Annotated in this window: 18 protein-coding genes; 6 read left to right on the top strand and 12 right to left on the bottom strand. The window is 69.4% G+C overall.

All coding sequences use genetic code 11. The annotated features are described in order from the left end of the window. Positions 1 to 41: 41 nt before the first annotated feature. From STRAU_RS05015 to eccE, 7 genes are all read right to left on the bottom strand, one after another. Positions 42 to 1,082, bottom strand: coding sequence for an ABC transporter ATP-binding protein (locus STRAU_RS05015; protein WP_016639155.1), 1,041 nt, complete (start codon positions 1,080 to 1,082; stop codon positions 42 to 44). After that, entirely contained in the window at positions 1,079 to 2,047 is a 969-nt protein-coding gene (locus STRAU_RS05010; RefSeq protein ID WP_016639154.1) for an ABC transporter permease, read from the bottom strand. Before STRAU_RS05010 ends, STRAU_RS05015 begins: the two co-directional genes overlap by 4 nt. Then, a complete protein-coding gene (locus STRAU_RS05005) occupies positions 2,044 to 3,144 on the bottom strand; it encodes an ABC transporter permease (protein ID WP_016639153.1) in 1,101 nt (366 codons plus the stop codon). The genes STRAU_RS05010 and STRAU_RS05005 overlap by 4 nt, the downstream gene beginning before the upstream one ends. A gap of 3 nt (positions 3,145 to 3,147) precedes the next feature. Then, a complete protein-coding gene (locus STRAU_RS05000; protein ID WP_016639152.1) occupies positions 3,148 to 5,067 on the bottom strand; it encodes an ABC transporter substrate-binding protein in 1,920 nt (639 codons plus the stop codon). Positions 5,068 to 5,375: 308 nt separating this feature from the next. Then, entirely contained in the window at positions 5,376 to 8,684 is a 3,309-nt protein-coding gene (locus STRAU_RS04995; protein ID WP_016639151.1) for an SCO5717 family growth-regulating ATPase, read from the bottom strand. A gap of 292 nt (positions 8,685 to 8,976) precedes the next feature. Then, positions 8,977 to 9,789, bottom strand: coding sequence for a hypothetical protein (locus tag STRAU_RS04990; RefSeq protein WP_037657612.1), 813 nt, complete (start codon positions 9,787 to 9,789; stop codon positions 8,977 to 8,979). Next, on the bottom strand, positions 9,789 to 11,111 hold the full coding sequence (gene eccE, locus STRAU_RS04985; protein ID WP_078620973.1) for a type VII secretion protein EccE: 1,323 nt from the start codon (positions 11,109 to 11,111) through the stop codon (positions 9,789 to 9,791). Before eccE ends, STRAU_RS04990 begins: the two co-directional genes overlap by 1 nt. 176 nt (positions 11,112 to 11,287) lie before the next feature. On the opposite strand from eccE, the gene eccB reads away from it, so the two are divergent. Beyond that, positions 11,288 to 12,823 (top strand): type VII secretion protein EccB, encoded by a 1,536-nt coding sequence (eccB, locus tag STRAU_RS04980; RefSeq protein ID WP_016639148.1) that lies wholly within the window; start codon positions 11,288 to 11,290, stop codon positions 12,821 to 12,823. 64 nt (positions 12,824 to 12,887) lie between these two features. Continuing rightward, entirely contained in the window at positions 12,888 to 14,105 is a 1,218-nt protein-coding gene (gene mycP / locus STRAU_RS04975; protein ID WP_016639147.1) for a type VII secretion-associated serine protease mycosin, read from the top strand. Between the two features lie 21 nt (positions 14,106 to 14,126). Here mycP and STRAU_RS42260 read toward each other — a convergent pair whose 3' ends face one another. The 3 genes from STRAU_RS42260 to STRAU_RS04965 form a co-directional block, all read right to left on the bottom strand. Beyond that, entirely contained in the window at positions 14,127 to 14,495 is a 369-nt protein-coding gene (locus tag STRAU_RS42260; RefSeq protein ID WP_158692016.1) for a hypothetical protein, read from the bottom strand. 239 nt (positions 14,496 to 14,734) lie between these two features. Then, on the bottom strand, positions 14,735 to 16,987 hold the full coding sequence (locus STRAU_RS04970; RefSeq protein WP_016639146.1) for a DUF6571 family protein: 2,253 nt from the start codon (positions 16,985 to 16,987) through the stop codon (positions 14,735 to 14,737). Beyond that, positions 16,987 to 17,502, bottom strand: a complete 516-nt coding sequence (locus STRAU_RS04965) for a hypothetical protein (protein WP_037657606.1) — start codon at positions 17,500 to 17,502, stop codon at positions 16,987 to 16,989. The genes STRAU_RS04970 and STRAU_RS04965 overlap by 1 nt, the downstream gene beginning before the upstream one ends. Before the next feature lie 356 nt (positions 17,503 to 17,858). Between STRAU_RS04965 and STRAU_RS04960 the strand changes: the two genes are divergently transcribed. The 4 genes from STRAU_RS04960 (at position 17,859) to STRAU_RS04950 (ending at position 21,940) form a co-directional block, all read left to right on the top strand. Continuing rightward, positions 17,859 to 18,311, top strand: coding sequence for a hypothetical protein (locus STRAU_RS04960; protein WP_016639144.1), 453 nt, complete (start codon positions 17,859 to 17,861; stop codon positions 18,309 to 18,311). A 1,768-nt stretch (positions 18,312 to 20,079) separates the two neighbouring features. Then, complete coding sequence (locus STRAU_RS39955; protein ID WP_259299827.1) at positions 20,080 to 21,171, top strand: S8 family serine peptidase; 1,092 nt, start codon at positions 20,080 to 20,082, stop codon at positions 21,169 to 21,171. A gap of 68 nt (positions 21,172 to 21,239) precedes the next feature. Further along, a complete protein-coding gene (locus tag STRAU_RS04955) occupies positions 21,240 to 21,578 on the top strand; it encodes a WXG100 family type VII secretion target (RefSeq protein ID WP_016639142.1) in 339 nt (112 codons plus the stop codon). 59 nt (positions 21,579 to 21,637) lie between these two features. Then, a complete protein-coding gene (locus STRAU_RS04950; RefSeq protein ID WP_016639141.1) occupies positions 21,638 to 21,940 on the top strand; it encodes a WXG100 family type VII secretion target in 303 nt (100 codons plus the stop codon). A 133-nt stretch (positions 21,941 to 22,073) separates the two neighbouring features. Here STRAU_RS04950 and STRAU_RS04945 read toward each other — a convergent pair whose 3' ends face one another. Beyond that, the gene (locus tag STRAU_RS04945; protein WP_016639140.1) at positions 22,074 to 22,400 is read right to left on the bottom strand and encodes a DUF397 domain-containing protein; all 327 of its coding nucleotides are present in this window, start codon (positions 22,398 to 22,400) and stop codon (positions 22,074 to 22,076) included. Between the two features lie 68 nt (positions 22,401 to 22,468). Next, a complete protein-coding gene (locus tag STRAU_RS04940; RefSeq protein WP_037657604.1) occupies positions 22,469 to 26,446 on the bottom strand; it encodes a type VII secretion protein EccC in 3,978 nt (1,325 codons plus the stop codon). Positions 26,447 to 26,698: the final 252 nt, after the last annotated feature.

Below are 26,698 nucleotides of genomic sequence, written 5' to 3'. Positions count from 1 at the left end.
GGTCGCACCACGGGCACCCGCGAGCGGCGGCCGGGCGCCCGTCACGGCGCGCCCTCCACCGCCGGGGCCGACGGCTCCGGCACCGGCGCCCCCACATGCACGCACGCCGCGCTGTGCTCCGCTCCCGCCGCGCGCAGCGACTGGTCCTCCGTCGCGCAGACGTCGAGGGCCACCGGACAGCGCGGGTGGAACGTGCAGCCGGACGGCAGCGCCGAGGGGTCCGGCGGATCGCCGGGCAGGCCGCGCGGCGCGAACCGCGAGGACGGGTCCCCGATGCGCGGGAACGCGGCCGACAGGGCCTTGCCGTACGGGTGCTGCGCCCGCTCGTACACGTCCTCGGCCGGACCTTCCTCGACGACGCGGCCCGCGTACATCACCGCGAGCCGGTCGCAGGTGTCGGACAGGACCGCCAGGTCGTGGCTGATCATGATCAGGCCCAGATCCTGCTCGGCCACCAGCTGCTCGATGAGGCGCAGGATCTGCGCCTGGATCATGACGTCGAGCGCGGTCGTCGGCTCGTCGGCGATGATCAGGCGCGGATCGCAGGCGAGGGCCATCGCGATCATCACGCGCTGCCGCTGCCCGCCGGACAGCTCGTGCGGGTAGGCGTCCGCGCGGGCGCCCGGCAGACCCACGTGTTCGAGCAGCTCACGGGCCTTCTTCTTGGCGCCCGCGGGGGTCGCCTTCTTGTGCAGCAGGATGGGCTCGGCGATCTGGTCGCCGATGCGGTGCACCGCGTTCAGGGAGTGCATGGCGCCCTGGAACACGATGGACGCGCCCGCCCAGCGCACCGCCCGCACCCGGCCCCACTTCATGGCGAGCACGTCCTCGCCGTCGAGCAGGATCTCGCCGGTCACCTTCGTCCCCGCGGGCAGCAGCCGCAGCAGCGCGAGGGCCAGCGTGGACTTGCCGCAGCCCGACTCGCCGGCCACGCCCAGCTTCTGCCCGGCGTCCACGGCGAGGTCGACACCGCGGACGGCGGCGGCCCCGGAGGCGTACGTCACGTGGAGGTTCCGTACGTCGAGCAGGCGCCCCGCGGCCTCGGGCGCGGCGGTCGTGGTCACGGTCGTCTCGGCGGTCAACGGGACACTCCCAGCCTGGGGTTGAGCACGGACTCCACGGCCCGCCCGCACAGCGTGAACGCGAGCGCGACCACGGCGATCGCGATGCCGGGCGGCGCCAGGTACCACCAGTCGCCCGCGCTGACCGCGCCCGCCTCGCGGGCGTCCTGGAGCAGCCCGCCCCAGGAGACGACCGTCGGATCGCCGAGTCCGAGGAAGGCCAGCGTCGCCTCGGTGAGGATCGCGCTGGAGATGACGAGCGTGGTCTGCGCGAGGACCAGCGGCATGACGTTCGGAAGGACGTGCCGGGCCATGATGTGGCCGTGGCCGCCGCCGAGCGCCTGCGCCCGCTCGATGTAGGGGCGGGACTCCACGGCGAGGGTCTGCGCGCGCACCAGGCGGGCCGTGGTCGGCCAGGTCGTCACGCCGATCGCCAGGACGATCGTCCAGATGGAGCGGTCCATCACGGAGGCGAGGGCGATCGCGAGGACCAGCGTCGGCATCACCAGGAACCAGTCCGTGACCCGCATGATGACGGTCGCGTACCAGCCCCTGAAGTGGCCCGCCGTGATCCCCACGACCGTGCCGATGGCCACCGACAGGAAGGCCGCGAGCAGCCCGACCGTCAGCGAGATCCGCGCGCCCCACACGAGGAGTGCAAGAAGGTCGCGCCCGAACTGGTCGGTGCCCAGCGGGAATTCGGTGCTCGGCGACTGCATCGCCTCGCCCGGTGCCTCCGTCACGCTCTGCGCGTCGGAGCCGACGAGCAGCGGTGCGAACAGCGCGGCCAGGGCGATGAGGACCAGTGCGGCGAGGCCGAAGACCCCAGCCCGGTGCGTGCGGTACTCCCGCCAGAAGCGGGCCGCGGAGTGCCGCCTGCGCGTCCAGGCGAGGGCGCGCGGGCTCTTCGCCTCCTTCGGGAGCCGTGGTTCTCGTGTGTTCTCGGGTTCCTGCGGTGCGGGAACGTCGGCTGTCTCGGCAGTCATCGGCCCACCCTGGGATCGAGCAGCGGATAGATCACGTCGGCCACCGTGTTCATCAGGATCACCGCCGTCGCGAAGACGAAGAACAGCCCCTGCACCAGCGGCAGGTCCGGCACGCTCAGCGCCTGGTAGAAGAGGCCGCCGAGCCCCGGCCAGGAGAACACCGTCTCGACCAGGATGGCGCCCGCGACCACCGTGCCCAGGTTCACGAACATCAGCGTCACGGTGGGCAGCAGGGCGTTCGGCACGGCATGCCGCCGCCGCACCAGGTCGTCCCGGAGCCCCTTGGCCCGGGCGGTCGTCAGGTAGTCGCTCCCCATCTCGTCGAGCAGCGACGACCGCATGACGAGCAGCGTCTGCGCGTAGCCGACGGCCACGAGCGTGATCACCGGCAGGATCATGTGGTGGGCGACGTCCATGACGTACGCGAATCCGCTCTCGTCACCGCTCTCCATGCCGCCCGTCGGGAAGAGACCGGGCAGCGGCCCCGCCCCCACCGAGAAGGTGATGATGAGCAGCAGCCCGAGCCAGAACGACGGCACCGAGTACAGGGTCAGGGCGAGCCCGGTGTGGAAGCGGTCGCCGATGCGCCCGTTGCGCCAGGCCGTGCGCGTGCCGAGCCAGATCCCGATGAGCGTATACAAGATGTACGCCGTGCCGGTGAGCCACAGCGTCGGGCCGATCGCCTCGGTGATCTTGTCCATGACGGGCGTGTGGAACTGGTACGACGTGCCGAAGTCCCCGGTGAGGACATTGCCGCAGTAGTCCGTGAACTGCTGCCACACCGGATCGTCCAGACCGAACTCCGCACGCATGGCGGCCAGTTGCTCGCTCGACACCCGCCGCCCGCCGGTCATCTGCTTCACCGGGTCGCCCGGGATCAGCCGGAACAGGAAGAAGCTCGTCACGAGGACGGCGAACATCGAGACGAGCGCGCCGCCGAGCTTGCCCGCGACGTACTGGAGGTAGGCGGTCGTGTTGCGCGCCCGGGGGCCGCGGCCCCGCGGACCGGCCTGCTCGGCCGGTCCGCCGGGAGCCGCGCCCTTGGCTTCGGCTTCGGCGGCCAGGATGGCTGCCGGATTGCTGTCTGCAGCGGTCATGCGTTACTCGCGGTCCTCTGCGGTTGAGCGGCGGCGCAGGGCGATCAGGGCTCCGCCGCCGGCGAGCACCACCGCGGCGACGGCGATACCGATGATGACACCGGTCGAGCTGCCACCATCGGAAGAACTCTTCCCACTCGCCGGTACCGCCGACCACCAACTCCAATAGCCGTCCTGACCGTAGATGTTGCCCGCGGCCGACGGCATGGTGGTGAGCGACTTGATCTGGTCCGTGCGATACGCCTCGACGGCGTTCGGGTACGCGATGACGTTCATGTAGCCCGAGTCGTACAGCCACGACTGCATCTGCTTGACCAGCTCGGCGCGTTTGGCCGGGTCGTACTCGGCGAGCTGCTTCTCGTACAGTTCGTCGAACTTCTTGTCGCAGATGAAGTTGTCCGTCGCGGCGCTCTCCTTGGCCTTCTCGGGCAGCGCGGCGCAGGTGTGGATGCCGAGGACGAAGTCGGGGTCGGGATTGACGGACCAGCCGTCGAAGGCGAGGTCGTACTCGCCCGCGTACCAGGGCACGGACACGTCATCGAGGCAATTGACCTTGAGGCCGATGCCGAGATCCCCCCACCATTCCTTCAGATACTTGCCGACGGCCTTGTCATTGGGATCCGTGGCATGGCACAGAATCCGGAAGTCGAGCGGCTTGCCGTCCTTGCCGACGCGCTTGCCGCCCTTCTTCTTGTATCCCGCCTCGTCGAGGAGCCGCGCCGCCCGCTTCGGGTCGTACTTCAGCTCCTGCTCGGCGGACGGCTTCCAGGTGTAGTCGGAGAAGCGCGGCGGAATGTACCCGGCGCCCTCCACCGCGTTCCCCTGGAACACCTTGTCGACGATCGTCTTCCTGTCCACGGAGAGGAAGAGCGCCTGGCGGACCCGCTTGTCGAGCAGCGCGGGGTGGCCGTCGCCGAACTTCTTGCCGTCCTGGGTGCGGGCCCCCGGGTTGGTGGCGATGGCGAAGAACCGGCGGCCCGGGCCGTTGTTCACCTTGATGTCCGGCTCGCCCTTGAGGCCGTTCGCCTGAGCGGGCGTCAGCGCGGGCTGGCCCGCGACGAAGGACACCTCGCCCTTCCTGAGCGCCGCGACCGCGGCGTCCTGGTCCTTGTACGTCTTGAAGACCAGCTCGTCGAACTTCGGCGCGCCGCGCCAGAAATTCTTGTTGGCCTTCAGCTTCACGTACTGGTCGACCTTGAAGTCGGAGAGAATGAAAGGACCGTTCCCGACGACCGGGAAATCCTTGTCGTTGTTGAACTTGGAGATGTCGTCGACCTTCTCCCAGACATGCTTGGGAACGATCGGGACATCGAGCGCCGCCATGGTCGACTGCGGCTTCTTGAGCTCGATGACGAGCTTGGTGGGGGAGGGGGCCGTCACCTTCTTGAAATTGGTGACGAAGTTGGAGTTCGAGGTGGCCGTGCCCTCCTTGGACATGATTTTGTTGAACGTCCAGGCGGCGTCCTCGGCCGTCGCCTTCTTCCCGTCCGACCACTTGGAATTCGACCGGATGGTGTACGTCCAGGTGAGCTTGTCCGCCGACGGCTCCCACTTGGTGGCGAACGCCGGGACCGCGTGATTGTCCTTGGCGTCGTAGTTCGTGAGGTACTCGTACGTCAGCCGGTGGATGCTGGTGCTGAGCAGACGCTGCGCGACGAACGGGCTGAGCGAGTCGACACTCTGCGCCACCGCGACGGTGAGGGTCTTCTTGCCGTCGTCCTTGGCCTGCGCCGGCCTGGCATCCGCCTGCTGCGGCGCCGGGTTGAGGGGGGTCGCCAGGCCCCCGGTGAGCGTGAGGGCGGCGGCCGCGGCGGCGACGAGGAGGCCGCGGGGGCGGAGGCCGCGGGGGCGGCGGGAGCGGGGCTTCCCCGCGGGGGCCGCTGATGATGACCGTGTTCTGCCGTGCTGATCTTGTGTGTCCATGGATCGCTGACCTCGCGTCATCGCTTGCGCAGAGATGGCTGGTTACGGCTACGTGATCAAGGAACGTCGGTTGGGTTGATGTGTGTGTATCAGCGCCGGTCATCGCGCGTCAACGGCCGGTGAACCCCATGTGGCCTGCGGAAATAACGAGTTGACCGGGATTTCACCCGCATTGGTCAAGACCACTGACGCCGCGCTGGTCGGGGGGTGGCAGTTGGACCCGCCCGCCCTGGCCATGTGGGGGGGCGCGGCAACACGAAGGGCCCGCACCAGAGGTGGCGCGGGCCCTTATTGGCTGACGGCAGTCGCTACTGCTGGGGCGGCTGAGCCGGGGCCTCCGGCGCTCCGCCGACCGGCGGCACCCCCTGCCCGGGCGCCGGGTAACCGTAACCGGGAGCCTGCCCCGGCTGGGCCGGCTGCCAGCCCTGCCCAGGCATGGGCGGAGCCACCCGGGGCGGCGGATTGCCGTCCGACGTCCACAGCCCCTGAGCCTGCTGCGCCCGCACGAAGTCCTCGGCCACCATCGCCGAAAGATTGAAGTACGCCTCACGCACCTTCGGCCGCATCATGTCCAGATTGACCTCGGCCCCGGCGGCCAGATGCTCGTCGAAGGGCACGACCACCACCCCCCGGCACCGCGTCTCGAAGTGCGACACGATGTCCTCCACCTTGATCATCTTCCCGGTCTCCCGCACTCCGGAGATGACGGTGAGGGACCGCGACACGAGATCCGCGTACCCGTGCGCGGACAGCCAGTCGAGCGTCGTGGAGGCGCTGCTCGCCCCGTCCACGGACGGCGTGGAGATGATGATGAGCTGGTCGGCGAGGTCGAGGACCCCGCGCATCGCGCTGTAGAGCAGCCCGGTCCCGGAGTCGGTGAGGATGATCGGGTACTGCTTGCCCAGTACGTCGATCGCGCGCCGGTAGTCCTCGTCGTTGAACGTCGTGGACACGGCCGGGTCGACGTCGTTGGCGATGATCTCGAGCCCGGACGGCGCCTGCGAGGTGAAGCGCCGGATGTCCATGTACGAGTTGAGGTACGGAATCGCCTGCACCAGGTCGCGGATGGTCGCCCCGGTCTCGCGCCGCACGCGCCGCCCGAGCGTACCGGCGTCCGGGTTGGCGTCGATGGCGAGGATCTTGTCCTGCCGCTCGCTGGCCAGCGTCGAGCCGAGCGCGGTGGTCGTGGTCGTCTTGCCGACGCCGCCCTTGAGCGAGATGACGGCGATCCGGTAGCAGGACAGGACGGGCGTACGGATCAGCTCCAGCTTCCGCTGCCGCTCGGCCTCCTCCTTCTTGCCCCCGATCTTGAACCGCGATCCGCCGACCGGCCGGTGGCTCTTCGCCTTCTGCTTCTTGTTGTTGAGCAGCCGGTCGGAGGACAGCTCGACGGCGGCGGTGTACCCGAGCGGCGCGCCCGGGTTGGTCCGCTCCCGCTGGTCGTGCTGCACGGGCTGCGGCCAGGCGGCTCCCGTACGCGGGTCGACGGGCGCCGGCTGGGCGGCGGGCTGCCCCTGCGGGTACGGCTGCTGACCCCCCGGGTGCGCCTGCGGTTGCGCCGGGGGCTGGGGCTGACCCTGCTGGGGGACTTGCTGGGCGGGCGGCAGGGGCTGGCCCTGCGGCTGAGCGGCCTGCGCCTGCTGCTGGTCCTGCGGCTGCACCGGCTGGGCGGGCGGCAGCGGTTGCTGGCCCTGCGGCGGCTGGTGGCTCTGCGGCTGCGGGAACTGCCCTTGCTGCGGGAACGGTCCCTGCTGCGGGAACGGCCCCTGCTGGAAGGGCTGTTGCGGCTGCCCCTGGGCCTGAGCGGGCTGCTGCTGGTACGGCCCCGGCGCCTGCTGCGGCACCTGCGGCTGGTGCGTCTGGCCGTACTGGCCCTGCTGCGGCAACTGGGGCTGGGCCTGCGGCTGCGGCTGGGCCTGCGGCTGTGCGGTCTGCTGCGGCGGTACGGGGGCGGAGGGCGGGGGAGCCTGCTGTGCTTCGGGGGCCGGGGCCGGGGCCGGGGTGGGGGCCGGAGGCATGGCTGCCTGCGGCTGCGCGACGGGCGGGGCGGGCGGCTGTGGCTGCTGCTGCGAAGCCTGGGGGAATCCGTAACTCCCCTGCGGGGCGGGAGCGTTGGGCGTACCCGAGGCGGCGGCCGGGCCAGGGGCGGGGAACCCGTACCCGCTCTGCGGGGGAGCGGGTGCCTCTGCGGCCGGGGCGGCCGCGGGCGGCTGCGCGGTGGGCGTGACGGGACCGGTCGGCGTGGACCAGGCATGCGGGGCCGGCGGCTGCGGCGCGGGATCCTGTGCCGCCGGTTCCTGCTGAACGGGTGCCTGCGGCTCGACGGGCTGCTGGTCCTGTGGGGCAGCGGCGGCCTGCGTCGGCACGGGCCACTGGGGGGCGGAGGTCGGCGCGGCGGGCTGGAAGGCGGGCGGCAACGGCGGAAGCCCGCTGTCCGGTGCGGGCGGCGGGGTCCACGCGGGCGGGGCGGAATCCTGTACGTCATCGGCGTCGACGGCTGCGTCGGGCTCGGGCGCGGGCGCGGACTTGGTCTCCACCTCGACCTCGGCCTCGGGGGCGGAGGTGACCTCAGGGGACGACGTCACGTCGGCAGACGTACCCTCGCCTTCGCCGTCGCCCTCACGCTCATCCGAGTCCTCGACGTCGGAGCTGACTTTGGACTGGGGATCAGCACTGTCAGACCGAGGATCAGCGCCAAAGGAAGCGTCGACGAGCGAGTCGGCATCCGCCTCACCGGCTTCACCGGCTTCACCGGCTTCACCGGCTTCACCGGCTTCACCGGCTACATCGACTTCGCCGACACCGTCGCCCTGGCTGTCCGCCTCGTCTTCCGAAGGCACAGCCGAACCGTCGACGGACGCACTCTCGGCGTCCTGGCCCGCCTGGGCCTCGCCAGCACCGTCCTCGTCACCGGACGCGTCACGTTCACCCGACGCATCACGTTCACCGGCCGCGTCACGCTCGGCCATCTCACGCCGGAGGGCGGCGGGGGAGAAGCGCATGGTGGCGCCGCTCTCCAGGTCGCCCCCGCCGAGGCTCTCGGCGGCGGGGGCGGGCTCCTCGCTGCTCCCGGCCCCCACATCACGTACAGGAACAGAGGAGGCGGCGCCGGCGACGGCACCGCTCCAGTCGGCGGCACCGCCGGACGCGGGAGGCGTGGCGGGCGGAGCGGTCGGAGCCGGCGCGGTGGGCGGCATCAGCGGGGCGGGCGGGGTGAGCGGCCGGCCCGTGGGCGGCGGCGCGGGCTGGAACCCACTGCCGACGGGAAGCTTGGGCACGGCGGTGACCGAAGCACCGGGAGCGGCGTCCGCCCCGGCAGAAGCCCCGAACTCGCCGGAATCCGCACCCGTCCCGGGCGCAGAGCCCGTACCCGTACCCATGTCGGAGCCGGAGCCGGAGCCGGAGTCAACAGCAGCCGCAGACGAAGAAGCGGACGAAGAAGCGGGCGGAGTGGAGGGAGTCTCCCCCGCGCTGCCGGACGCGTTCTGCGTGTACCAGGCGGGAGGGGCGTAATCGATGGTGAACTCGCCCGTTGTCTCGGCAGCGGACTCCGCGTCGGACTGATCGTCGACGGGTGTGTCCCAGCCGCCGCGGATCTTGTCCCGATCGCTGTTCACAATGCCTCCTGGTGTGGTCGAGCACGCTCGTGCCGTGGTGGGGGGCGACCGTTCCTGTCGTCCGATCCGCCTGGCTCTCCCCGTGTGCGGGACGCGCACACCCCCCTCGCGGGTTCTGACGTCGCGCCCAGTCCCAGCCTAATCACCAAAAGCACGAGCACGGCAGGCCAGTCCACCGCACGTTCGCAGTCCCTTGCGCCACCTCCCACTCAAGCCCGGCCAACCCACCCCAATCCCCCTGGAACAAACAGGCCATCCACCCCAAAACCCCCGAAGCGCCCCCGAAATCCGTTCAGTCCATCCGCCGAGCGGCCCCCAGCAACCCGTTCTCCGCGTCGGTGGCCCGAGTCATCACGTACTGCCGGTCGCGTTCGGCGCACCACAGCGTCACGCCGTCGGCGAGCGTCGGCAGCGACTCCACGTCCCCGCGGGGCAGCCCGAGCAGGCGCCCGACCTGCGTCGCCTCGTCGGGCGATACGCGCTGCACCCCCACGAGCCGCGCCTGTCGGACGAGCCGGGGCGCCACGGGGCTCAGATACGGCAACAGCGTCAGCACGGACTGCCACGCGCCGGACACCACCCGCCCCCTGGGCGGCCGCATCCCGCAGTCCCGCACCACCAGCACCGGACTCCCGGCCGAGGCCCCCAGCGGCGGCACCCGTCCCACGTCGTGCACGGACATGCCTGCCGGTCCGACCCCGAGGGCCCCTACGAGCTGCGCCCAGGACTCGGCCCGCCCGGTCTCGACGGCGACCCGGGCCCCGGTGGCGGCCGCCCGCAGGGCGATGACCTGCGCGGTCCAGAGCCCGCCGATGAGCAGCACGTCATAGGGGGTGGGCCGGTTGAACCCGAGCACCGCGGGGTGGCTCTGCGCGTCCACACCGACGACCACACCGTCGTCTCCTATGGGCAGGGCGAGCGCGTCCACCTGCTCGGCCGACAGAGCGTGATGGCCATGGCGTGGCCCGGGCAGCCCGAATCCTCCCCGCAGGGCGGCACGAAGCCCCGCGGCCGCGGCTGGCAGCGGCGACGCGGGACTTGAGCCGGAGCCGGAGCCGGAGCCGGTGCCGGAGTCGGAGCCTGGCGTGGTCGACGTCGTGGCCATCAGCGAGTCCCCCCGAGCGGCAGAGTGGCGAGCATTCCGGGAAGCTGTTCGTGGTCGAGCCGGACTAGTCCGGTCCCTGCCTGCCGGGCGCCCCGCTCCAACGCGTCCCGCGCTGCGGCCAGTTCGGGGTCGCTGCGCCCCGTCACCCGTACATGGCCACGTATCGAGACCTCTTGATGACCGTCACGCCTCAACGTGAGGCTGAAGGTGGTCGCGAGGGTCGGAACGGCGGTGAGGAAGGTGACGAGCTGAGGCAGCGCCGGGCCGCTCGAACCTCCCAACTGCGGCCAGCGCCGCACCCAGTAGGTCGTGTGCCGGCGGTTGTCGCAGCGCCAGGAGCGCGTGGACTCCTCCGTCCTCCGCTGCGGCACGTCGTCGCGGCCGGACTGCGCCGTCACCAGTGGATTGGCGCAGGCCGAGGTCGCGAGGGCGGCGGTGAGCTCCTGTTCGCTCAGGACCGTGGCCCGAAAGCCCTGGCCCGCCAGTCGGCTCGCCAGATGGTCCACGGCCCGCATCAGGCACTTCCGCGCTCCGCCGAGCCCACCGCCACGAGCCTCCACGGCCTCGGGGCACAGCTCGGGGTCCAGCTTCAAGGCGATCCATGTGATGCGCACCGCCGGCGCGCCCGTCTGCGCCTGCAGGGGTGCGTAGTTGCTGACGGCCACGGACTGCTGGGGGAGATGCAGGGCGGGCGCGGGCTGGGTGTGCAGCACGATCTGGGCCGACTCGAGCCGAATGCCGTCCACTTCGAGGGTGTCCCGCACCAGGCCCAGCGGCAGGGGCCGGCGGCTGTGCTCGACGCGCAGGGCGGTCCCGTCCGACTCGATCTGCAGTACCGCGGACAGGAAGGTCCCGTCTCCGACCATTCCCACCTCGCGCCGGTCCCGGCCGCGATGGGTGTACGTCCGCAGGGACGGGTCGCACTCGAGGGCCGGGGCGAACGCGGGGTCGGTGCCCGGTGGTATCGGCGTCTCGGCCGCGCGGCGCCCGCGTTGCCTCAACGCCCGGGAGGCGCTGAGGAGTTCGGGGAGCGAGCGCCCGTGGCGGCGTACGACAGCGAGCAGCACGAGGACCGCGGCGACGCCGCCCGCGAGCGCGACGGCAAGGCCCCCCACGGCCCAGCCGGTCACGAGCAGGGCGGCCGCGACCTCCGCGAGGACGAGTCGTTGCAGGCGAAACGATCCCCACCGTGCCGATGGCGGGCGGGGACGCGGGACGACCGGTCTCCCGGCTCCTGGCGCAGCCGGGGCGACGGCCCCGGGAGATCCTTGGCCCCCGGGACTTGACCGCCCCCGTAACCGCGTCCGCGTTCCGGAAGCCATGAGCCCACCCCCCAGTTGAAACTCCCGAATTGCCCTGGTGTGCAAGGCGCTTGAAACCCCGAAATCTAACCCACCCCACACGCGCGATTACACAACAGGCATAGTAGAGGCTCGGTCTGACAACTGAGGGGTGAGGGCCGGGCACCCCCAGCGACGACAGGGGGAAGCAGCCGCACATGGCCTCACGCCGCGACGAACTCAACGCCTACACCTTCGCGAAGCGCCGCGCGCTCGCCGCCTTCATCCAGCCCTCGGCCTCGGGCTCGGAGGAGAGCGCACCGCGCCCGCTGCGCGGGGTGGTGCCCGGCCTGATCGTCGGGGTGGTCGTCCTCGCGGTCTTCGGCGCGTGGGGGATGCTGAAGCCCGCGGCCAAGCCCGGCTGGGACAAGCCGAAGGAACACGTGATCATCGCGAGCGAGTCCACCACGCGGTACGTCGTCCTCAAGACCGACGGCAAGCGCCAGTTGCACCCGGTCCTCAACATGGCGTCGGCGAAGCTCCTCCTCGACGCCGGCAAGGGCGATGTCATCAAGGTCGACGAGTCCGTCCTCGACAACGGCAAGCTCCCGCACGGCGCCACGATCGGCATCCCCTACGCCCCCGACCGCCTGCCCTCCGCGTCCGAGGCCGGCGCCGCCAAGCGCTGGGCGGTGTGCGAGCGCCCCGTCCAGGGCGGCCGCGCCATCCAGAAGGCGGCGTTCGTGCTCGCGGAACGTGAGCAGGACAGGACCGACGGCACGGAACGGCTGCGTGGCGGCGAGCTGTTGTACGTAGTCGGCCCCGACAAGACCCGGTATGTGGTCGACGCGCGCGGCCGCGCGTATCGCGTGTCCGCCACGGACGAACACCTGCTGCGCACCCTCGTCAGGTCGGAGAGCGAGCCGCAGCGCGTGTCCCGGGAATGGCTGGCGACGCTCCACCGCGGCGACCGGATCCGCTTTCCGAAGGTGGACGGCGTCCCCGGAACCGACGCCGACGTCGAAGGACTCAAGGATCCGGCGGCGAACAAGGTGGGCATGGTCCTCAAGGCCCGTGACGGGGACAGGATGCGGCACTACGTGGTCCTGCCCGGTCGAGTCGCGCCGGTCTCCGACTTCACCGCGCACCTGCTTCTCGCCAGCCAGGATCTGGTCGATCTGGGACAGCGGGGGCTTGCCCGGCACATCAGCCCCGGCGCTTTCACCCCCGACTCCGAGTGGTTCGGCGCGGAGCGCAGGTGGCCGAGCGAGACCCCGAAGCCCGCCAACGAAGCCTCCACGGCGTCCGGCAGCCGCAACACGGTCTGCAGCGTCCTGCGCCACGTCGACGCCGACAACGGCGATACCACGATGAGCACTTGGGCGGGCCCGGACTTCCCTGCGCCGCTGCCCAACGGCTCGTCGAGCGCGTACGTCACTCCCGGCTCGGGCCAGCTCTACCGGCAGTTCCTCGGCAAGCAGACGAAGTCGGGCTCCCTCTTCCTGGCCACCGACACGGGCCTGCGTTACGCGATGCAGTCCAACAGCGACAGCGCGACGGACGACGCGGGCATCGGCACGTCCCCGAAGCAGCGCAAGGAGCAGGAGCAGCAGGAACAGGAGGCGCGGCAGGCCCAGACCCGCCTCGGTTACGCCGACACGGAGGTGAGCCCGGTGCCCGCGGAGTGGTCCCAGTTCCTCCCCACGGGCCCTCGTCTGTCGACGGCTGCGGCACGCCAGCCGCAGGGTTCTTGAGCGCGTGAGGGGTCCCACGATGTCGTACGCGTCCGCTGGCCGCCGTCCGTGCGCGCGGGCGTGGATGACCGCGTTGACGATCGCGGCGGCCGTGACCGCCTCGACGGCGGCGGTCACCCCCGCGGCGGCCGAGCCGTCGTCCCCTGACCAGTGCACGTTCCCGTCCAAGGCGAAGTACGCGGGCCGCCCTTGGGCCCTCCAGCGCGTGCTCCTCGACGAACTGTGGCGCCAGTCCACCGGCAAGGGGGTGCGCGTGGCGGTGATCGATACGGGGGTGGACATCAGGAACCCGCAGCTCAAGCCCGCGGTGCAGGTGTCCCGAGGCCGCAACTTCCTCCCCCGGGGCCTCAAGGACGACAACGGCAACAAGGTCAAGCGGGGCAAGGAGAACGGCACCACGGACACCGTCGGGCACGGCACACGCGTGGCGGGCATCATCGCGGCCCGCCCGGCCAAGGGCACCGGCTTCGTCGGCCTCGCACCCGACTCGACGATCATCCCGATCCGGCAGAACGACGCCGAGGGCCACGGGACGACGGACGGCCTGGCGAAGGCCATCGACTACGCGGTCGAGGCGGACGCAGGCGTCATCAACATCTCGCAGGACACGGCGAACGCGGTGAAGCCCGCCCCGCAGCTTGAGCAGGCGGTCAACAGGGCACTGAGGCGCGGACGCGTGATCGTCGCCTCCGCCGGCAACGACGGCCTGGGCGGCAACGTCAAGCCGACGTACCCCGCTTCGTACGAGGGCGTCCTCGCGGTCGCGGCATCGGACCGCAACAACGAACGCGCGCCCTTCTCCCAGTCCGGCGACTTCGTCGACGTGGCGGCCCCCGGAGTGGACATGATCTCGACGGTCCCCCTCGGCGGCCACTGCTCAGACAACGGCACCAGCTTCGCCGCCCCGTACGTCGCCGGCCTCGCGGCCCTCATCAAGTCCAAGCACCCTTCCTGGACGCCACGCCAGATCACCGCCCAGATCCAGCAGACCGCCGAACGCACCATCCCCGGCCACGACCGCCTGGTCGGCTGGGGCGTGGTCGACCCCGTCCGCGCCCTCACGGAGGACGACCACCCGATCGAGCGACCGACGCCCCACGAGGGCGTCCCCCGCGCCAAGGCCCCGACCGCCGCGAAGCTCCACATCGGCGAGACCCCCGAACAACGAACGGCCCGCCTCGCCACGTACGTGGCCGTGGGCGCCGTGGTTGTGGTGGTGGGGCTGGGTGGGGTGGGGGTTACTTTGCGGGATGGGCGGAGGAGGCGGCGGCAGGCCGGTTGAGGACGGGAGCGCCGGCCCCCTTTACGGCTTGGGGTGACAAGCCTTCGACTGCTCGACTTGTTTGGTGTATGCCTTGATGAGTTTCCCCATGGTGCGGGAGTCTTCGCGGTCGCGTGTGAACGACTGGATGATGGTGAACAAACGCTGATCTGGGTGTGCTGGGTCGGCGCAGTCCTTAGTCTTGCCGACTGCACCAATGCCTGAGTACAGAAAGTTGTCCCCCTCGACAGTGTGACGGGACTTCCGCCATACAGAAGAGGGTGCTACATTAAGGAGGCTGTCTCCTTCCGGCCACCATTTCTGCTTGGCGATTACCGCCACCTTGTCTTTGTCTACAGTCAAGGTGCATTGTTCAGTTCCTCCGTCAGGGAAAGTCTGCTTGGTAGACACGCGGTCTCCCGACGGCAGGAAGGGGGAAATCAGGCTGGATTTCACTGGAACGCCGCATAGGGAGTTCGGACTGGCGTAGTTTCGTTCTTCTCCGCCCTGCTCCTTTGAGCATCCTGCAAGCGTGACCGCCAGGGCGATGGATGTCGTGCAAAGCGCGAACGTCTTGAAATGGCCTGGTGATTCAGCCTGATCATAGCGCGGCCTCAAGAGGTGAAAGCCTCTCCGTGTGGGTGTCTGTTCTAGATGTCCGTTTTCAAGTCCGGTGCCATGCCATTTACGCTTGACTCCGACAGCTTGAATGCGCGTTCTGTCGCCGTGCGCGCCCACTCGCCAACATCGGGAAGGTCGCCCCGGTGATGTTTCTCGGCTGCGAGTTCTGCGGCCCTCTTGGTGTACGTGTTATTCTCCTCCATTCCTGAATCCCACTGCTCGCCCATGATGAGCCCGGCAGCCCCCTTGGCTTTTCCTTCGGCGTTCTTGAACAGATCCTCAAGGACTGCGCTGGTAACCGTCTCGGCCACCCCGCCGACTACAGCCCCGCCAACCGGGCTGGCGATGTAGGAGGTACCCACGCCAATGCCCGTCCCGATGCCGCCTGAGATCCCGTCCTTCCACCGGGCCACGGACTCCTCATAAGCCTTGTCCTTCTCCGCGGCTTCCCCCGCGACCGCCTCTGCCCGCCCCTGTGCAAGGGTCCCGGCCACTTCGCCGGACCCATTGGCCACGTTCTCGACCACGAACTGCGGATCCTGCGCATAGCGCTGATCCGCTGGGAGGTCAGGGTCGAGGTGATAGGCCATCAGTTGTGCCATGTACGACTTCTGGCCCACTTCCACTGCCGCGTAGCCCTCGGGGTGCTGGCCCACGGTGAAGAGGAAACGGGTCACGTCGCGATGCTGGAAGTCCGCCGGTTCGCCGACGATCGGGAAGAGCCGGTCCGTATCCCCGTCCGAATCATTCGTCATGGAACGGTTCATGTCGTGCAGGTACTCGGAAGCCATCTGCCCGAAGCTGTCTGCCATGTAGGGATGCTCGGTGAGGAGCGTGTTGTTCTGGGAGACCGAGGAGACGACGCTCTCCATGAGCCTGGCCTGTTCTGCCGTGTGGGGCGGCGTGTCGGCCGTGGGAAGTTCGCCCGCTGGATGCCCGGTCGTGCCCGCTTCAAGCGCCAGCGCCAGGTTGTTCCGCCCGGTGTTGCTGGACTCGCCGTCGGCATTTTCCTCCTCAGGCCAGTCCCGCTTTTCGAAGAGGTACTGAAAGTTCGAGACATCCGACTTCTCTCCGTTCCCTTTCGACGTGAACGTGTCGTTGAGAAAAGCCGTTGCCGCGCCAGGGCTGTTCGACAAGCCTTTCAGGAATCCCGTCATGGGGTCCGAGCCCGTGTCGCTGCCGGTTCGGTTGAGGTACGGCGAGTTGGGGGTGCTCTGCCACGCTCCGCGCTCGCCGTTGTCGGTAAATCGCTTCTCGGTCTCCATGAGTGCGGTGCCGTAGCTGTTCAGGAAGCTGTCGTCGTAGTTGCCCCAGCGCATGAGGTTGCTCATCACCTGGAACCCGAACGGGACACCGTTGCCGGTGCGTACGGGCTGGCCACCCTGATCCACCATCTGACGCGTCCAGTCGACCATCCCCGCGGAATCACTCTGCGTGGCCGACGCGAGAGTAAGGCTCAGATACTTCTGCAGGTCGTCAAACTTGTAATGACGTCGGTCGTTCAAGTCCGGGATGACGCCGGGTTCATTGACGCCGGCCCAGAACTCCAGCGTCCCCTTCGCTCCGAGCTTCGTGGCAAAGCGCTCTGCGAACAGGGGATCGCTGGCGTACTTCTTCAACCCGCCGTACAACATGTCGAACTCTCGGAGGGACAGATCCTGCGGATCCTTCTTGGCCAGCTTCGACAGTTCGTCCGCCCTCTCCACGGCGGCGACCGCACTGTCCCGGTCCTTGTACTTCGCCCCGGAGAAGCCGTACGTGCTCTGATCGGCGATCGCCTTGAGGACCTTGCCGGCCGACGTGTCGCTCTCGGTGGCGTCATCGAGGATCCGCTGGATCTCGTCACGCAGCGCGGTCACGTCGCCCTCGCCGTGGTCGGGAAGGTCGGTTCCCTTCCCCGCCCGATCGGGGTGGATGTTCATCCGTACGGTGAAGCCCCCGTCACCCGTGGGGGTGACCGTCAGATTCTTCTTCAGGGCACGCTCGACGGCGTCGTTGAGCCGACGATGGAAGCGCTTCAGCTCGTCCCGGGTGTCCGACAGAATCCGGTGGATGGACTTGGCCTGCGTGTGAGCGTCCTGGAACTCTCCGGCGGTCTTGCCGATGAACTCCTTCGAGACGGTGGCGTTGACGCCCGCCCAGTTCGCCCTGCCGGCGGCGCCTCGAAGGCCGTCGTCGGCATCCCTCTTCAACCCGTCCAGGCTGTCCACCAAGGTCGACCAGTCGTCGACGGCATCGTCCAGCGCCTTGAAGTTGGCGAATCGGAGCGCGTCGAGATCCATCAGTCGTCCTTCTTCTCGCTCGGCGGCGGCAGGTATACGGGGTTCTTCTCGCCGGGCTTGCCGCCCCGTTCGTCGAAGCCGGCGTCAAGGACGTCGATGCGGCTCAACTGCCGACGGATGTAGTCCTCGTCGTCCTGGTGCAGCTTCTTCGTGACGCGCATGTGGTTCGAGATGTGAGCGCATGCGTCCCGGAGCGAGTTGAGCTGCTCCTCCCAGCGTTTCGCGACGTGCTGGAGCCCACTCCCGAGCGCGAAGCCCTGCTGCGTCAGGTCGCCCGCGGCCTTGCGGCTGCTGGGGATCGAGACACGCGCCTTGTCGCTCAGCCGGTCGAAGAGCCCGGAGGCGTGCTCTCCGATCTTCGCCAGCTCGGCCTGGGAAACCTTCAGCTCTCCGTACGCCGAGGGCGTGGTTCCGGGGCCGCCTCCCATCCCGGGTTCAACCTGGTTGAGTTGCATGCGCGTTGACTGCCGATCCGCCGCCTGCGCCTTGAGGTGCTCCCACTCTTCCCACGCCACGATCGCGCGCCTCTCCCGTACATACCGGTTGCTTCCAACGGCTGACAGCTTTGCTGCTCAACGTAGCAACACGCCCGTGGTGGCGCTGGTTTGACTCATTCTCACCGTCTTCTCGGATGGGCCGCACCTCTCAGCGCTGCGCTCGATACGTGTGTGCGAATGGAGCGTGATCATCCGATTTTCCCTCATGGCCAGTTTGCAACTGCTGTGGCGCAAAGCTCAGTTGGACGTGACTCTGAGTGTGGCTAGAGTGACGAACGCGCGATACGCGAGTGGCGGGTCGTCACGCCCCCGACACGGTCGCGCGGTGAGCTCGACGGGGAACGGTGGGGGGCATCGTGCGTGAGGATGGATACATGAGTTCCGCGCCGCCGTCGGCGGGCGCGGATCTCAAGCGCGGGTTAGAGGCGCTGAAGAAGTTCCGGCGGCGCATCGACACGCTCCTCGCCGAGTTCGAGGGATCGGACGGCGGTACGTCCAAGGTCCGCGACCAGAAGATCGCCCGCGCCTCCTTCAGCGGCGAGGCGGCCCCGTTCCCTGAGGCCGACGGCCTCTACTCGCAGTACGACCAGGTGCACGAGCGGCTCACCTCCCTGTCGAAGATGCTCGGTGACCAGATCGAGGCCATGGGGATCGCGGTGCACGGCGCGGACGTCGGCTTCGACAATCTTGAGGACGAGTTGCGGCAGCGGTTTTGGGCGATCCAGACCTCGATTCACCGGGACCAGGAGCCGGTCGGGCGTCAGCGGCTCGGTGAGCCTGACAGGCGAGGCGGCCATGGCAGCGACAAGTCCGAGTATGGGTGGTAGCTGTGAGCTTCGAAGAGCACCGGCTCAACGACATGATCGATCTGGTCGAGCAGGCGAATCCGGCCGATCTGGAGAGCGCGGGGGAGGCGCTCCAGAAGGCGCGCGACGCGATCGCCGCGGCGGCCAGGGAGCTGGGCGACCACATCGACCGGGTGGACTGGGAAGGCGAGGCCGGGCGGGCGTTCCGCAAGTGGGGCAAGAACCTCGTCAAGGACACGCACAAGCTTTCCGACTTCGCCGACGCCGCAGGCGTCCAGATCGCCTCGGCCGGCGCGGGGTTGGCTTCCGTACGAAGTTCGATGCCGCCGCGGGACACGCGCACCGACCCGAAGGCCGTGGACGACATTCCCTCACCCAAAAGGGTGGACGGCAACGCGGACTTTGAGGCCGCCGTCCGGGCAGAGAAGCACCGGCAAGAGGCGATCAACCAGATGAACCGGCTGGCGTCGTTCTACCGGGTCTCGCAGCACGAGATGGCGGGGCAGGAGCCGCCTTCGTTTTCGGCTATGCCGGATGTGGGGGTGCCGAGGCCGGACCGGGTACGTCGCGGCCCTGGTGAGCCGGGGAGTGCTGTACCTCCTGCTACCTCCGCCGGTGACACTGCGGCCGGGGTTCAGCCTCCTGCGGGCTTTGCGACGTCAGGCCCCGAGGGAGCAGGCGGTTCCGAGCAGCCGCGCAATGAAGGATCCGGTCCCGTCCCGTCTCCAGACCTGCCCGCCGGTACGGTCCCTGACCGTCCTATTGGCACGGTCCCTGACCGTACGACCTTTGACCGCACGGTAATTGACAGTGTCGGCACGCTACCCCCTCCGACCAGTAATCCGGGTCCAGGTGCGCCGCCCCCGTCTCCTGGCCCCACGGGCTTGGGGGGACCGCCGCCGGTCGTCGGGCCTGCGCCTTTCCCGGCTACGGGTCCTACCCCGCCTGCGTCTGGTCATGGCGGGGACGTGAAGCCTACGTCGCCCGCGAAGCCTGCGCCTGGACGAATCAGTACGGGAGGCCCCGGGAGGGTACCTGAAGGGCCGGGGCGTGCCCTTTCAGGACCGGTGGGGCGTGTGCCGACAGCAGACGGAAGAGGCGTCAGTGGTCCGACAGCGCCCGTGCAGCCACCCGTAGGTCGCGGTATCACTGGCGGAACACCGCAGCCAGGCAACGTGCCGACCAACCGGCCGGGAGTTCAGGGCGTCACAGGCGCACCGCGCGCCAACGGCGTCGTAGGCGGGCGGCCGACGGAAGGCTTTGGACAGGCACGAGCAGGGGCAGGCCCTGTAGGGCAGCGCGGAGTCATGGGAGCCGTGCCCCAAGGCACGGCCGGGAGGGGGCAGGTGCCTCCGCCCGCCAGCAACCCTGATGGTGTGGTCGGCACCCCGAAGGAGCGAACGTCTGTGGCCGGCGCCCGCAGGAGCGGATTCACTGCGGGGGGCACGGGCCTGGTACGCGGTCCCGTGGGCAATCGTCGACGCTCTGAACAGCAAGAGGGTGAGATCTCGCAACGGCCTGACTATCTGGTCGAGGACGAAGAGACACATCTGCCCGGCGAACGGCGGCACGTGCCGCCAGTTATCAGTTAGTGGTGAGTGAAGGCGTGCAGGACGTGGAGACAGGAGCTGGCCGACACGGCAAAGGTGCTGTGCCGCTTCGGGGGGGTGCGTGGCGACGGGGCGCTTCTGCGAGCGCGACGGTCAGCGTTTTCGCCCTGATGGCCTTGGGGCTAGCACCGAGTGCGGCAGCCGACAACGTCCGGTCGAAGCAGTGGTACTTGGACGCAATGGGTGCCGATGAGCTGTGGGAAGTCAGCACCGGCGAGGGTGTCAAGGTCGCGGTCGTCGATAGCGGAGTTTCGGTAACGCCGTCTCTCAAAGACCGAGTGCATGCTGGTAAGGACGTGACCGGCTTGCGGGGCGGAGCCTTGGACGATTACGACGGCCATGGAACCACGATGGCGGAGCTGATCGTGGGTTCCGGTCGGGGAGGGGGCCTCAGGGGTTTGGCACCCGGAGCCGAAGTCGTTTCCTTTCGTACCACTCTGCGAAGCGCCGAGGGCAAGAACGAGAGTGACAGTGCCGAAGCCATCCGAGCTGCTGCGGACAGCGAGGCACAGATCATCACTATGTCCATCGGTGGTGACTTCATGTACCCAGCTGAGGCAGAGGCGGTGAAGTATGCCGCCTCAAAGGGCAAGTTGATGTTCGCCAGTGTTGGAAATGATGCACAGAAGAAGAACTACATCGACTATCCAGCTGCGTACCCCAATGTCACAGGCGTCTCCGCCGCCGACAAGTCCGGCAAGGTTGCTAAGTACTCGGAGTTCGGAAAGTACGTGGACTTGGCAGCACCAGGATTGAGCCTTCCTCGGTGGTGCGACGCGACGTTCCGTTCGTACTGCGATGGCGGAGGCGGCACTAGTGCGGCCTCCGCCCTCGCCTCCGCCTCCGCCGCCCTCATCTGGTCCAAGCACCCCGACTGGACGGCCAACCAAGTCCTCCGCGTCCTGATCGACACCGCGAGCCGCAGCTGGCCGAAGGACGAGCCCAGTGACTATCTGGGCTACGGTCTGGTTCGGCCTTCCCAGCACCTGCTGAAGGGCAAGGGAAACCCAGGCCCTCCGGACGTCGATCCCCTCACCAACGAGAAGGCCCCGGGTTCGGGATCGTCGCCCTCTGCTTCCTCGAAGGAGACGTCGGCGCCCTCGACGCACCCCCCGAAGGGTTCCGCCGCCAACAAGCCCGCAGCATCCGTATCAAACCCGAAGTCCGATGACGCCAACCACCAGTTGTGGATCGCCGTCGGCGCCGCTGCCGCAGTAGTGGCCATCGGCGGCGCAGCCTTCGCGCTCGTGCGAAATCGACGTAACGCCTGAGATCAGGCCCAAGTAGCACTGACAAGCGTCAACGACAGCCTGAACGTCTAGGTAAGGAGAGCCCGCCCATGGCCGACGGCCGGAAGCTGAATGACCAAGAAGTCGCGCTCCTGGAGAAGGAGATCGTCGACAAGTACGACTCGGTCCAGAAGCAGCTCAGGCGTTTGCAGGGGACGCTGGACACCATGGAGGCAAACTGGCGCGGCATCGGTGCGCACGCCTTCGACAAGAAGCAGACCGAGATCAACCAGCACATGCAGGCGATCGGCCGCATCCTCGTGGACTTCCTGGACGGCATCAGCGCCAACCGCAAGGACAAGGACCGGCTCGAGGACGAGGTCCGCGCGACCATGAACAGTATCGACGTGGACTACGGCGGCAAGAACTCGGCCATCAGCAGCTACTGAGCTGAGCCGTTCTCCGGGCCGTCGTGGTCCGGCCGAAAACACCAGGGGATGGGACCAGCATGGCAAGCGGCAATTTCGACGAACTCGCTGTCAAATACGGCGGCCTTGACGCCATCACCACCGAACTCGGCATTCAGGCCAAGCAGTTGGAGTCCGACCTCGCCGATATCAAGCGGGCAGTGGCCAAGGTCGCCGAAGGGTGGGAAGGCGAGGCCCACCAGGCGTACCTCCTGAAGCAGAAGGAGTGGGACAAGCACGCGTCGGCGATCCACACGGCCCTCATGCAGATCGGCCAGAAGGTCGGCCAGGCCGGCGGTGACTACCGGGGTGGCGACCTGAAGGGGGCCAGCTACTTCCAGTGAGGCCGGGTACCGGTACGGAACATCGGGGTGGGTACGCGCGGGAGGTGCCCACCCCGTTCTGCTGCCGGCTTCCTTGAGCTCGTCGAGCGCCAGGGTGCCGCCCTGGGCGATCTGCTTCCAGGCCGCCTGCTCCCTACTCCGCCGCCGTACCGCCATCCCCCGGCGACGGCTCCAGGTCGAACTCCCCGTCCCGCGCCCCGAGTACGAACGCAGTCCACTCCGCCTCGGTGTAGCGCAGGACCGTGTCCGGTTCGAGTGAGGACCGCATGGCGACGGCGCCGCCGGGCAGGTACGCGATCTCGACGCGCTCCTCGTGTGTCTCGGTGCCCGGCGCGCCGTGCCACTCGACGTCGGAGATGTCGAGCGCGTAGAGCTCGTTCTTCTCCCGCTCCTTGCGCGCCTTGACGTCCTGCTCCGACTCCCGGCCCTGCTCCTGCGCCTCGTTCTGTGCCTCGGCCATGGTGAAGCGGCCCCTTCCCGACGTACGACGTGCGGACGAACTGTGCGCACACCCTACTTCGCGCACTGTCACGTAGTACTCCCAGTCACCAACCCCGTCTGGACCAGCGGCTTCCCCCGCTTCCGCGAGACGAAAATGCCCCGCCCCGCCGGCATCGGCCGAGGCCGCACCCCGCCGAGGACGTCGCCCTCGCCGGGGTCGCCCGCCATGACCACACCCTGAGCCCCGAGTTCCAGCATGCGTTGCATGAAGGGTTCGTACGCCGCCCGGCTCGCGCCCGCGGTCGAGCGCGCGATGATGAAGCGGACGCCCACGTCCCGGGCGAAGGGGAGCAGCTCGGCGAGCTTGCCGAGCGGGTTGCCGCCGGACGTCGAGACGAGGTCGTAGTCGTCCACGATCACGAACACCGTCGGGCCCGACCACCAGGTGCGGTCGCGCAGCTGCTGTGCGGTGACGTCCGGGGCGGGAGTGCGGCGCTGCATGAGCTGGGCGAGGGCGTCGACGTGATGCTCCATGGCGTTCGACATCGGTACGTACTCCGCCAGGTGCGAGGCCGGGGTGACGTCCAGGAGCGAACGGCGGTTGTCGATCACGAAGAGTTTGCAGGCGTCGCCGCTGTAGCGCTCCGTCAGGCGCTGGATGAGGAGACGCAACAGGTTCGACTTGCCCGCCTCGCTCTCGCCGAAGACCAGGAAGAACGGGTCCTGCTCGAAGTCGACGAAGACGGGTTCGAGATGGGACTCGTCGAGGGCGAAGGACACGCCCCGGCCTGGAAACGCGTGGCCCGGAGGCAGCTGTTCCGCGGGGAGTTCGCGGGGGAGCAGCCGGACCCGCGGCGCCGCAGACAGCGTCCAGTGGCGGGAGACCTCGGCGGCGAGCGCGGCCGTCGCATCGGCGAGGTCCGCGTCCGACGAGACGCCGTCGATACGCGGCACTGCCGCCATGAAGTGCTGCTTCTGCGGTGACTGGCCGCGGCCGGGCACCCCCGCGGGCACGTTGGCAGCCACCTTGCGGTCGAACTCGGAGTCCATCGTGTCGCCGAGCCGCAGCTCCAGGCGGTTCACCAGGTGGTCCTTGAGGTTCGCGCGGACCTCCATCGACCGGGACGCGGCGAGGATCAGATGGACGCCGTAGCCGAGGCCCCGTGCCGCGATGTCGAGGATGTGCTCCTCCAACGCCTCGTACTCGGAACGGAAGTTGCCCCACCCGTCGATCACCAGGAAGACATCGCCCCACGGCTGGTCCGTGACGGCGATGTCGCCGCGCGCCCGGCGCGCCCGGAAGTCGGCGATCGACGCGATGCCCGACGCCCGGAAGTACTCCTCGCGGCGCGACAGGACGCCGTACACCTCGGCGACCGTCCGTCGCACCCGCTCCGGATCCAGGCGGGACGCGACCCCGCCGACGTGCGGCAGGCCCGCGACCGCCGACAGGCCGCCACCGCCGAAGTCGAGGCCGTAGAACTGCACTTCGTGCGGCGTGTGGGTGAGCGCGAAGGACGCGATCAGGGAGCGCAGCAGGGTCGACTTGCCGGACTGCGGGCCGCCCAGGATCTGCAGATGCCCGGCCGCGCCCGCGAAGTCGCACCAGAGGGGGTCGCGGCGCTGCTCGTACGGCTTGTCGACCAGGCCGATCGGTACGACGAGGCGGCCCGCGCCCTCGTACCCGGGCTGGGTGAGACCGCGTCCGGGCACGGCCGTGAGCCCCGGAAGCAGCGCGTCCAGCGAGGGCGGGCTGTCCAGCGGCGGCAGCCACACCTGGTGCGCGGCAGGACCGCGGGCCTCGATGCGGCCCACGATCACGTCGAGCACCGTGTCGGCCAGCGCGTCGTCGGCGTCCGGGGCCGCGGCGGCCCGGGGATCGGGCACCGCGGCCGGCGCGTACCGCACCGGCACCTCGGCCGCCGTGAACAGCACCGGCCGCCGGTCCACCGGAAGTGGCCCGCCGAGCGCGGCGGCCCGCGCCGAACCGGGTCGATAGGCACCGGACACGTACGCGGCCTTGAAGCGCACCATTTCGTCCGTGCCGAACTTGAGATAGCCGGAGCCGGGCACGTTCGGCAGGTGATAGGCATCGGCCACGCCCAGCGCCGCGCGGGACTCCGCGACGGAGAACGTGCGCAGTCCCACGCGATACGAGAGGTACGTCTCCAGGCCGCGAAGCCGCCCCTCCTCCAGGCGCTGCGAGGCAAGCAGCAGATGCACGCCGAGCGAGCGGCCGATGCGGCCGATCTGCACGAACATGTCGATGAAATCGGGCTTGGCGGTGAGGAGTTCGCTGAACTCGTCGATGACGAGGACGAGGGAGGGGATGGGCGTCAGGGGCGCGCCCGCCGCCCGCGCCTTCTCGTAGTCGTGGATGTTCGCGTAGTTGCCCGCGTCGCGAAGGAGTTCCTGGCGGCGGTTCAGCTCGCCGCGGATGGAGTCGCCCATGCGGTCCACGAGCGCCAGGTCGTCCGCGAGGTTGGTGATCATCGCGGCGACGTGCGGCAGTTGGGCCATGCCCGCGAAGGTCGCGCCGCCCTTGAAGTCGGCCAGGACGAAGTTCAGCGTCTCCGAGGAGTGGGTGACGGCGAGGCCGAGTACGAGGGTGCGCAGCAGCTCCGACTTGCCGGAACCCGTAGCTCCGACGCACAGTCCGTGCGGCCCCATGCCCTCCTGGGCGGCTTCCTTGAGGTCGAGCATCACCGGGCGGCCGTCCTCGCCCACCCCGATCGGGACGCGCAGCCGTTCGGCGAGGGAGCGCGGCCGCCAGGTGCGGGCCGTGTCCACCGACGCGGCGTCGCCGAGACTCAGCAGGTCGGTGAAGTCCAGATTGGCGAGCAGCGGCTGGTCGTCGTCACCGCCCGACGCGACGCGCAGCGGGGCGAGCTGCCGGGCAAGGGCCTCGGCGGCCTCGTACGAGAGCGTGTCGGGAGTGCCCTCGTACACCAGGCCGTGCCCGGACTCCATGCGCAGCTCCTTCGGCCGTACGACGACCGACAGGTCACCGCGTCCGCCCGCCGGCTCGCCCGGCACGACCTCGACGACCGTGACGCCCTGCAGTCCCTCCGCCGTGGCGAGCGGGGAGTCCGGCGAGAGCGTGACGCCGTCCAGCACGACGACGACGTGCGGCTCGTCCGGCACCGGCGTGCCGGACGGCTGGAAGCGCGGGCGGCCGGAGAGGCGGGCGCCGAGGAGCTGCTCGAGCTCCCGCGGATCGTTGCTGATCAGGCGGCGCGAGCCCGCGCCGTCTGTCGCGTCGGGCGCCTGGCAGTGCGGGAGCCACTTCGTCCACTCCCAGTGGGCGGCCGCGTCCTGGCCGGCCGCGACGGCGACGACCACGTCCTGGGGCGAGTGCAGCGAGACGAGCGAGGCCGTCAGGGCGCGCGCCGTGGCGTGGACCGCCTCCGGCTCACCGCTCACCGTCAGGTGGTAGAAGGCCCGCAGGGACACGGCCATCGGCAGGTCCGCCACCGTGGTGTGCGCGGCGAGGAAGCGCTGCATCGCTCCGGCGGTCAGCGGTTCGAGGTCGTCGACCGGGGCTGTCTCCGGCGCGCGCAGCGGTGTGGCGAGCGCCTGCGGACCGAGGCCGACGCGCACCTGCCCGAAGTCCGGGTCGCCCGGCCGCCGTTCCCACACGCGGCTGCCCTCGGCGACGAGCGCCCACAGCTGATCGGGTGAAGGGTGGAGGTAGTACTGGGCGTCCCGCTGCGCCCGCGCCGCGGTGACGGCGGCGCGTCGTGTTTGCGCCAGGTATCGAAGATAGTCGCGACGCATATCGGCCAACTGACCCTGGGTCCCGCGACGGTGACGGATGAGCATCGCCACGGCCATCGCGATGGTCGACGCGATCATCACCACGCCCATGATCCTCATGAACGGATGCGCCGTGGGCATGAAGAAGAACACCACGGAGCCGCCCATGCCCAGCATCGGCAGCAACTGCATGAGCGCGCCCTCTTGTTGGCCGCGCGGCAGCTCAGGGGGCGGTTGCAGAACGACCTCCGCCGTGGGCACCTCGGACGGCAGAGCCCGCGGCGGTCGCTTGACGATGATGTGGCTCACTGCCCACCAATTCCCTTGCCAGAGTGCGGAAATGCCCCTGTGACCTCGCGAGGGCGAATGTCGGCCGACTCGCGATCCTACTGACACACGTCATCCCGTGGGGCGATAGAGTTTCTCTGGTTCGCGTGAGCATCTGCGAACTGAGCGAAGAAAACCGGCCGTTCGCGGTGGCCCCGGTGACGGGTGCGTTCGGATTTCGGCCATGGCGGGCTGCGGGGTGGGCGGCGGCCCGCGCATGGGGTCCGGGCAAGG

It is taken from the genome of Streptomyces aurantiacus JA 4570, assembly GCF_000414115.1.
In the GTDB taxonomy this organism is placed as follows: domain Bacteria; phylum Actinomycetota; class Actinomycetes; order Streptomycetales; family Streptomycetaceae; genus Streptomyces; species Streptomyces aurantiacus_A.
Note: the sequence above shows the minus strand (reverse complement) of the source record. Positions and strands in the feature narration are given on the sequence as shown.

What these genes read in the sequence shown, in the direction of transcription:
- STRAU_RS04990 (WP_037657612.1), bottom strand. Translation starts at nt 9,789, where the DNA reads ATGGCCACGACGTCGACCACGCCAGGCTCCGACTCCGGCACCGGCTCC.
- STRAU_RS04945 (WP_016639140.1), bottom strand. Translation starts at nt 22,400, where the DNA reads ATGGCCGAGGCACAGAACGAGGCGCAGGAGCAGGGCCGGGAGTCGGAG.
- STRAU_RS39955 (WP_259299827.1), top strand. Translation starts at nt 20,080, where the DNA reads ATGGGTGCCGATGAGCTGTGGGAAGTCAGCACCGGCGAGGGTGTCAAG.
- STRAU_RS04955 (WP_016639142.1), top strand. Translation starts at nt 21,240, where the DNA reads ATGGCCGACGGCCGGAAGCTGAATGACCAAGAAGTCGCGCTCCTGGAG.
- STRAU_RS04960 (WP_016639144.1), top strand. Translation starts at nt 17,859, where the DNA reads ATGAGTTCCGCGCCGCCGTCGGCGGGCGCGGATCTCAAGCGCGGGTTA.
- STRAU_RS05000 (WP_016639152.1), bottom strand. Translation starts at nt 5,067, where the DNA reads ATGGACACACAAGATCAGCACGGCAGAACACGGTCATCATCAGCGGCC.
- STRAU_RS04970 (WP_016639146.1), bottom strand. Translation starts at nt 16,987, where the DNA reads ATGGATCTCGACGCGCTCCGATTCGCCAACTTCAAGGCGCTGGACGAT.
- mycP (WP_016639147.1), top strand. Translation starts at nt 12,888, where the DNA reads ATGACCGCGTTGACGATCGCGGCGGCCGTGACCGCCTCGACGGCGGCG.
- eccB (WP_016639148.1), top strand. Translation starts at nt 11,288, where the DNA reads ATGGCCTCACGCCGCGACGAACTCAACGCCTACACCTTCGCGAAGCGC.
- STRAU_RS04950 (WP_016639141.1), top strand. Translation starts at nt 21,638, where the DNA reads ATGGCAAGCGGCAATTTCGACGAACTCGCTGTCAAATACGGCGGCCTT.
- STRAU_RS05005 (WP_016639153.1), bottom strand. Translation starts at nt 3,144, where the DNA reads ATGACCGCTGCAGACAGCAATCCGGCAGCCATCCTGGCCGCCGAAGCC.
- eccE (WP_078620973.1), bottom strand. Translation starts at nt 11,111, where the DNA reads ATGGCTTCCGGAACGCGGACGCGGTTACGGGGGCGGTCAAGTCCCGGG.
- STRAU_RS05010 (WP_016639154.1), bottom strand. Translation starts at nt 2,047, where the DNA reads ATGACTGCCGAGACAGCCGACGTTCCCGCACCGCAGGAACCCGAGAAC.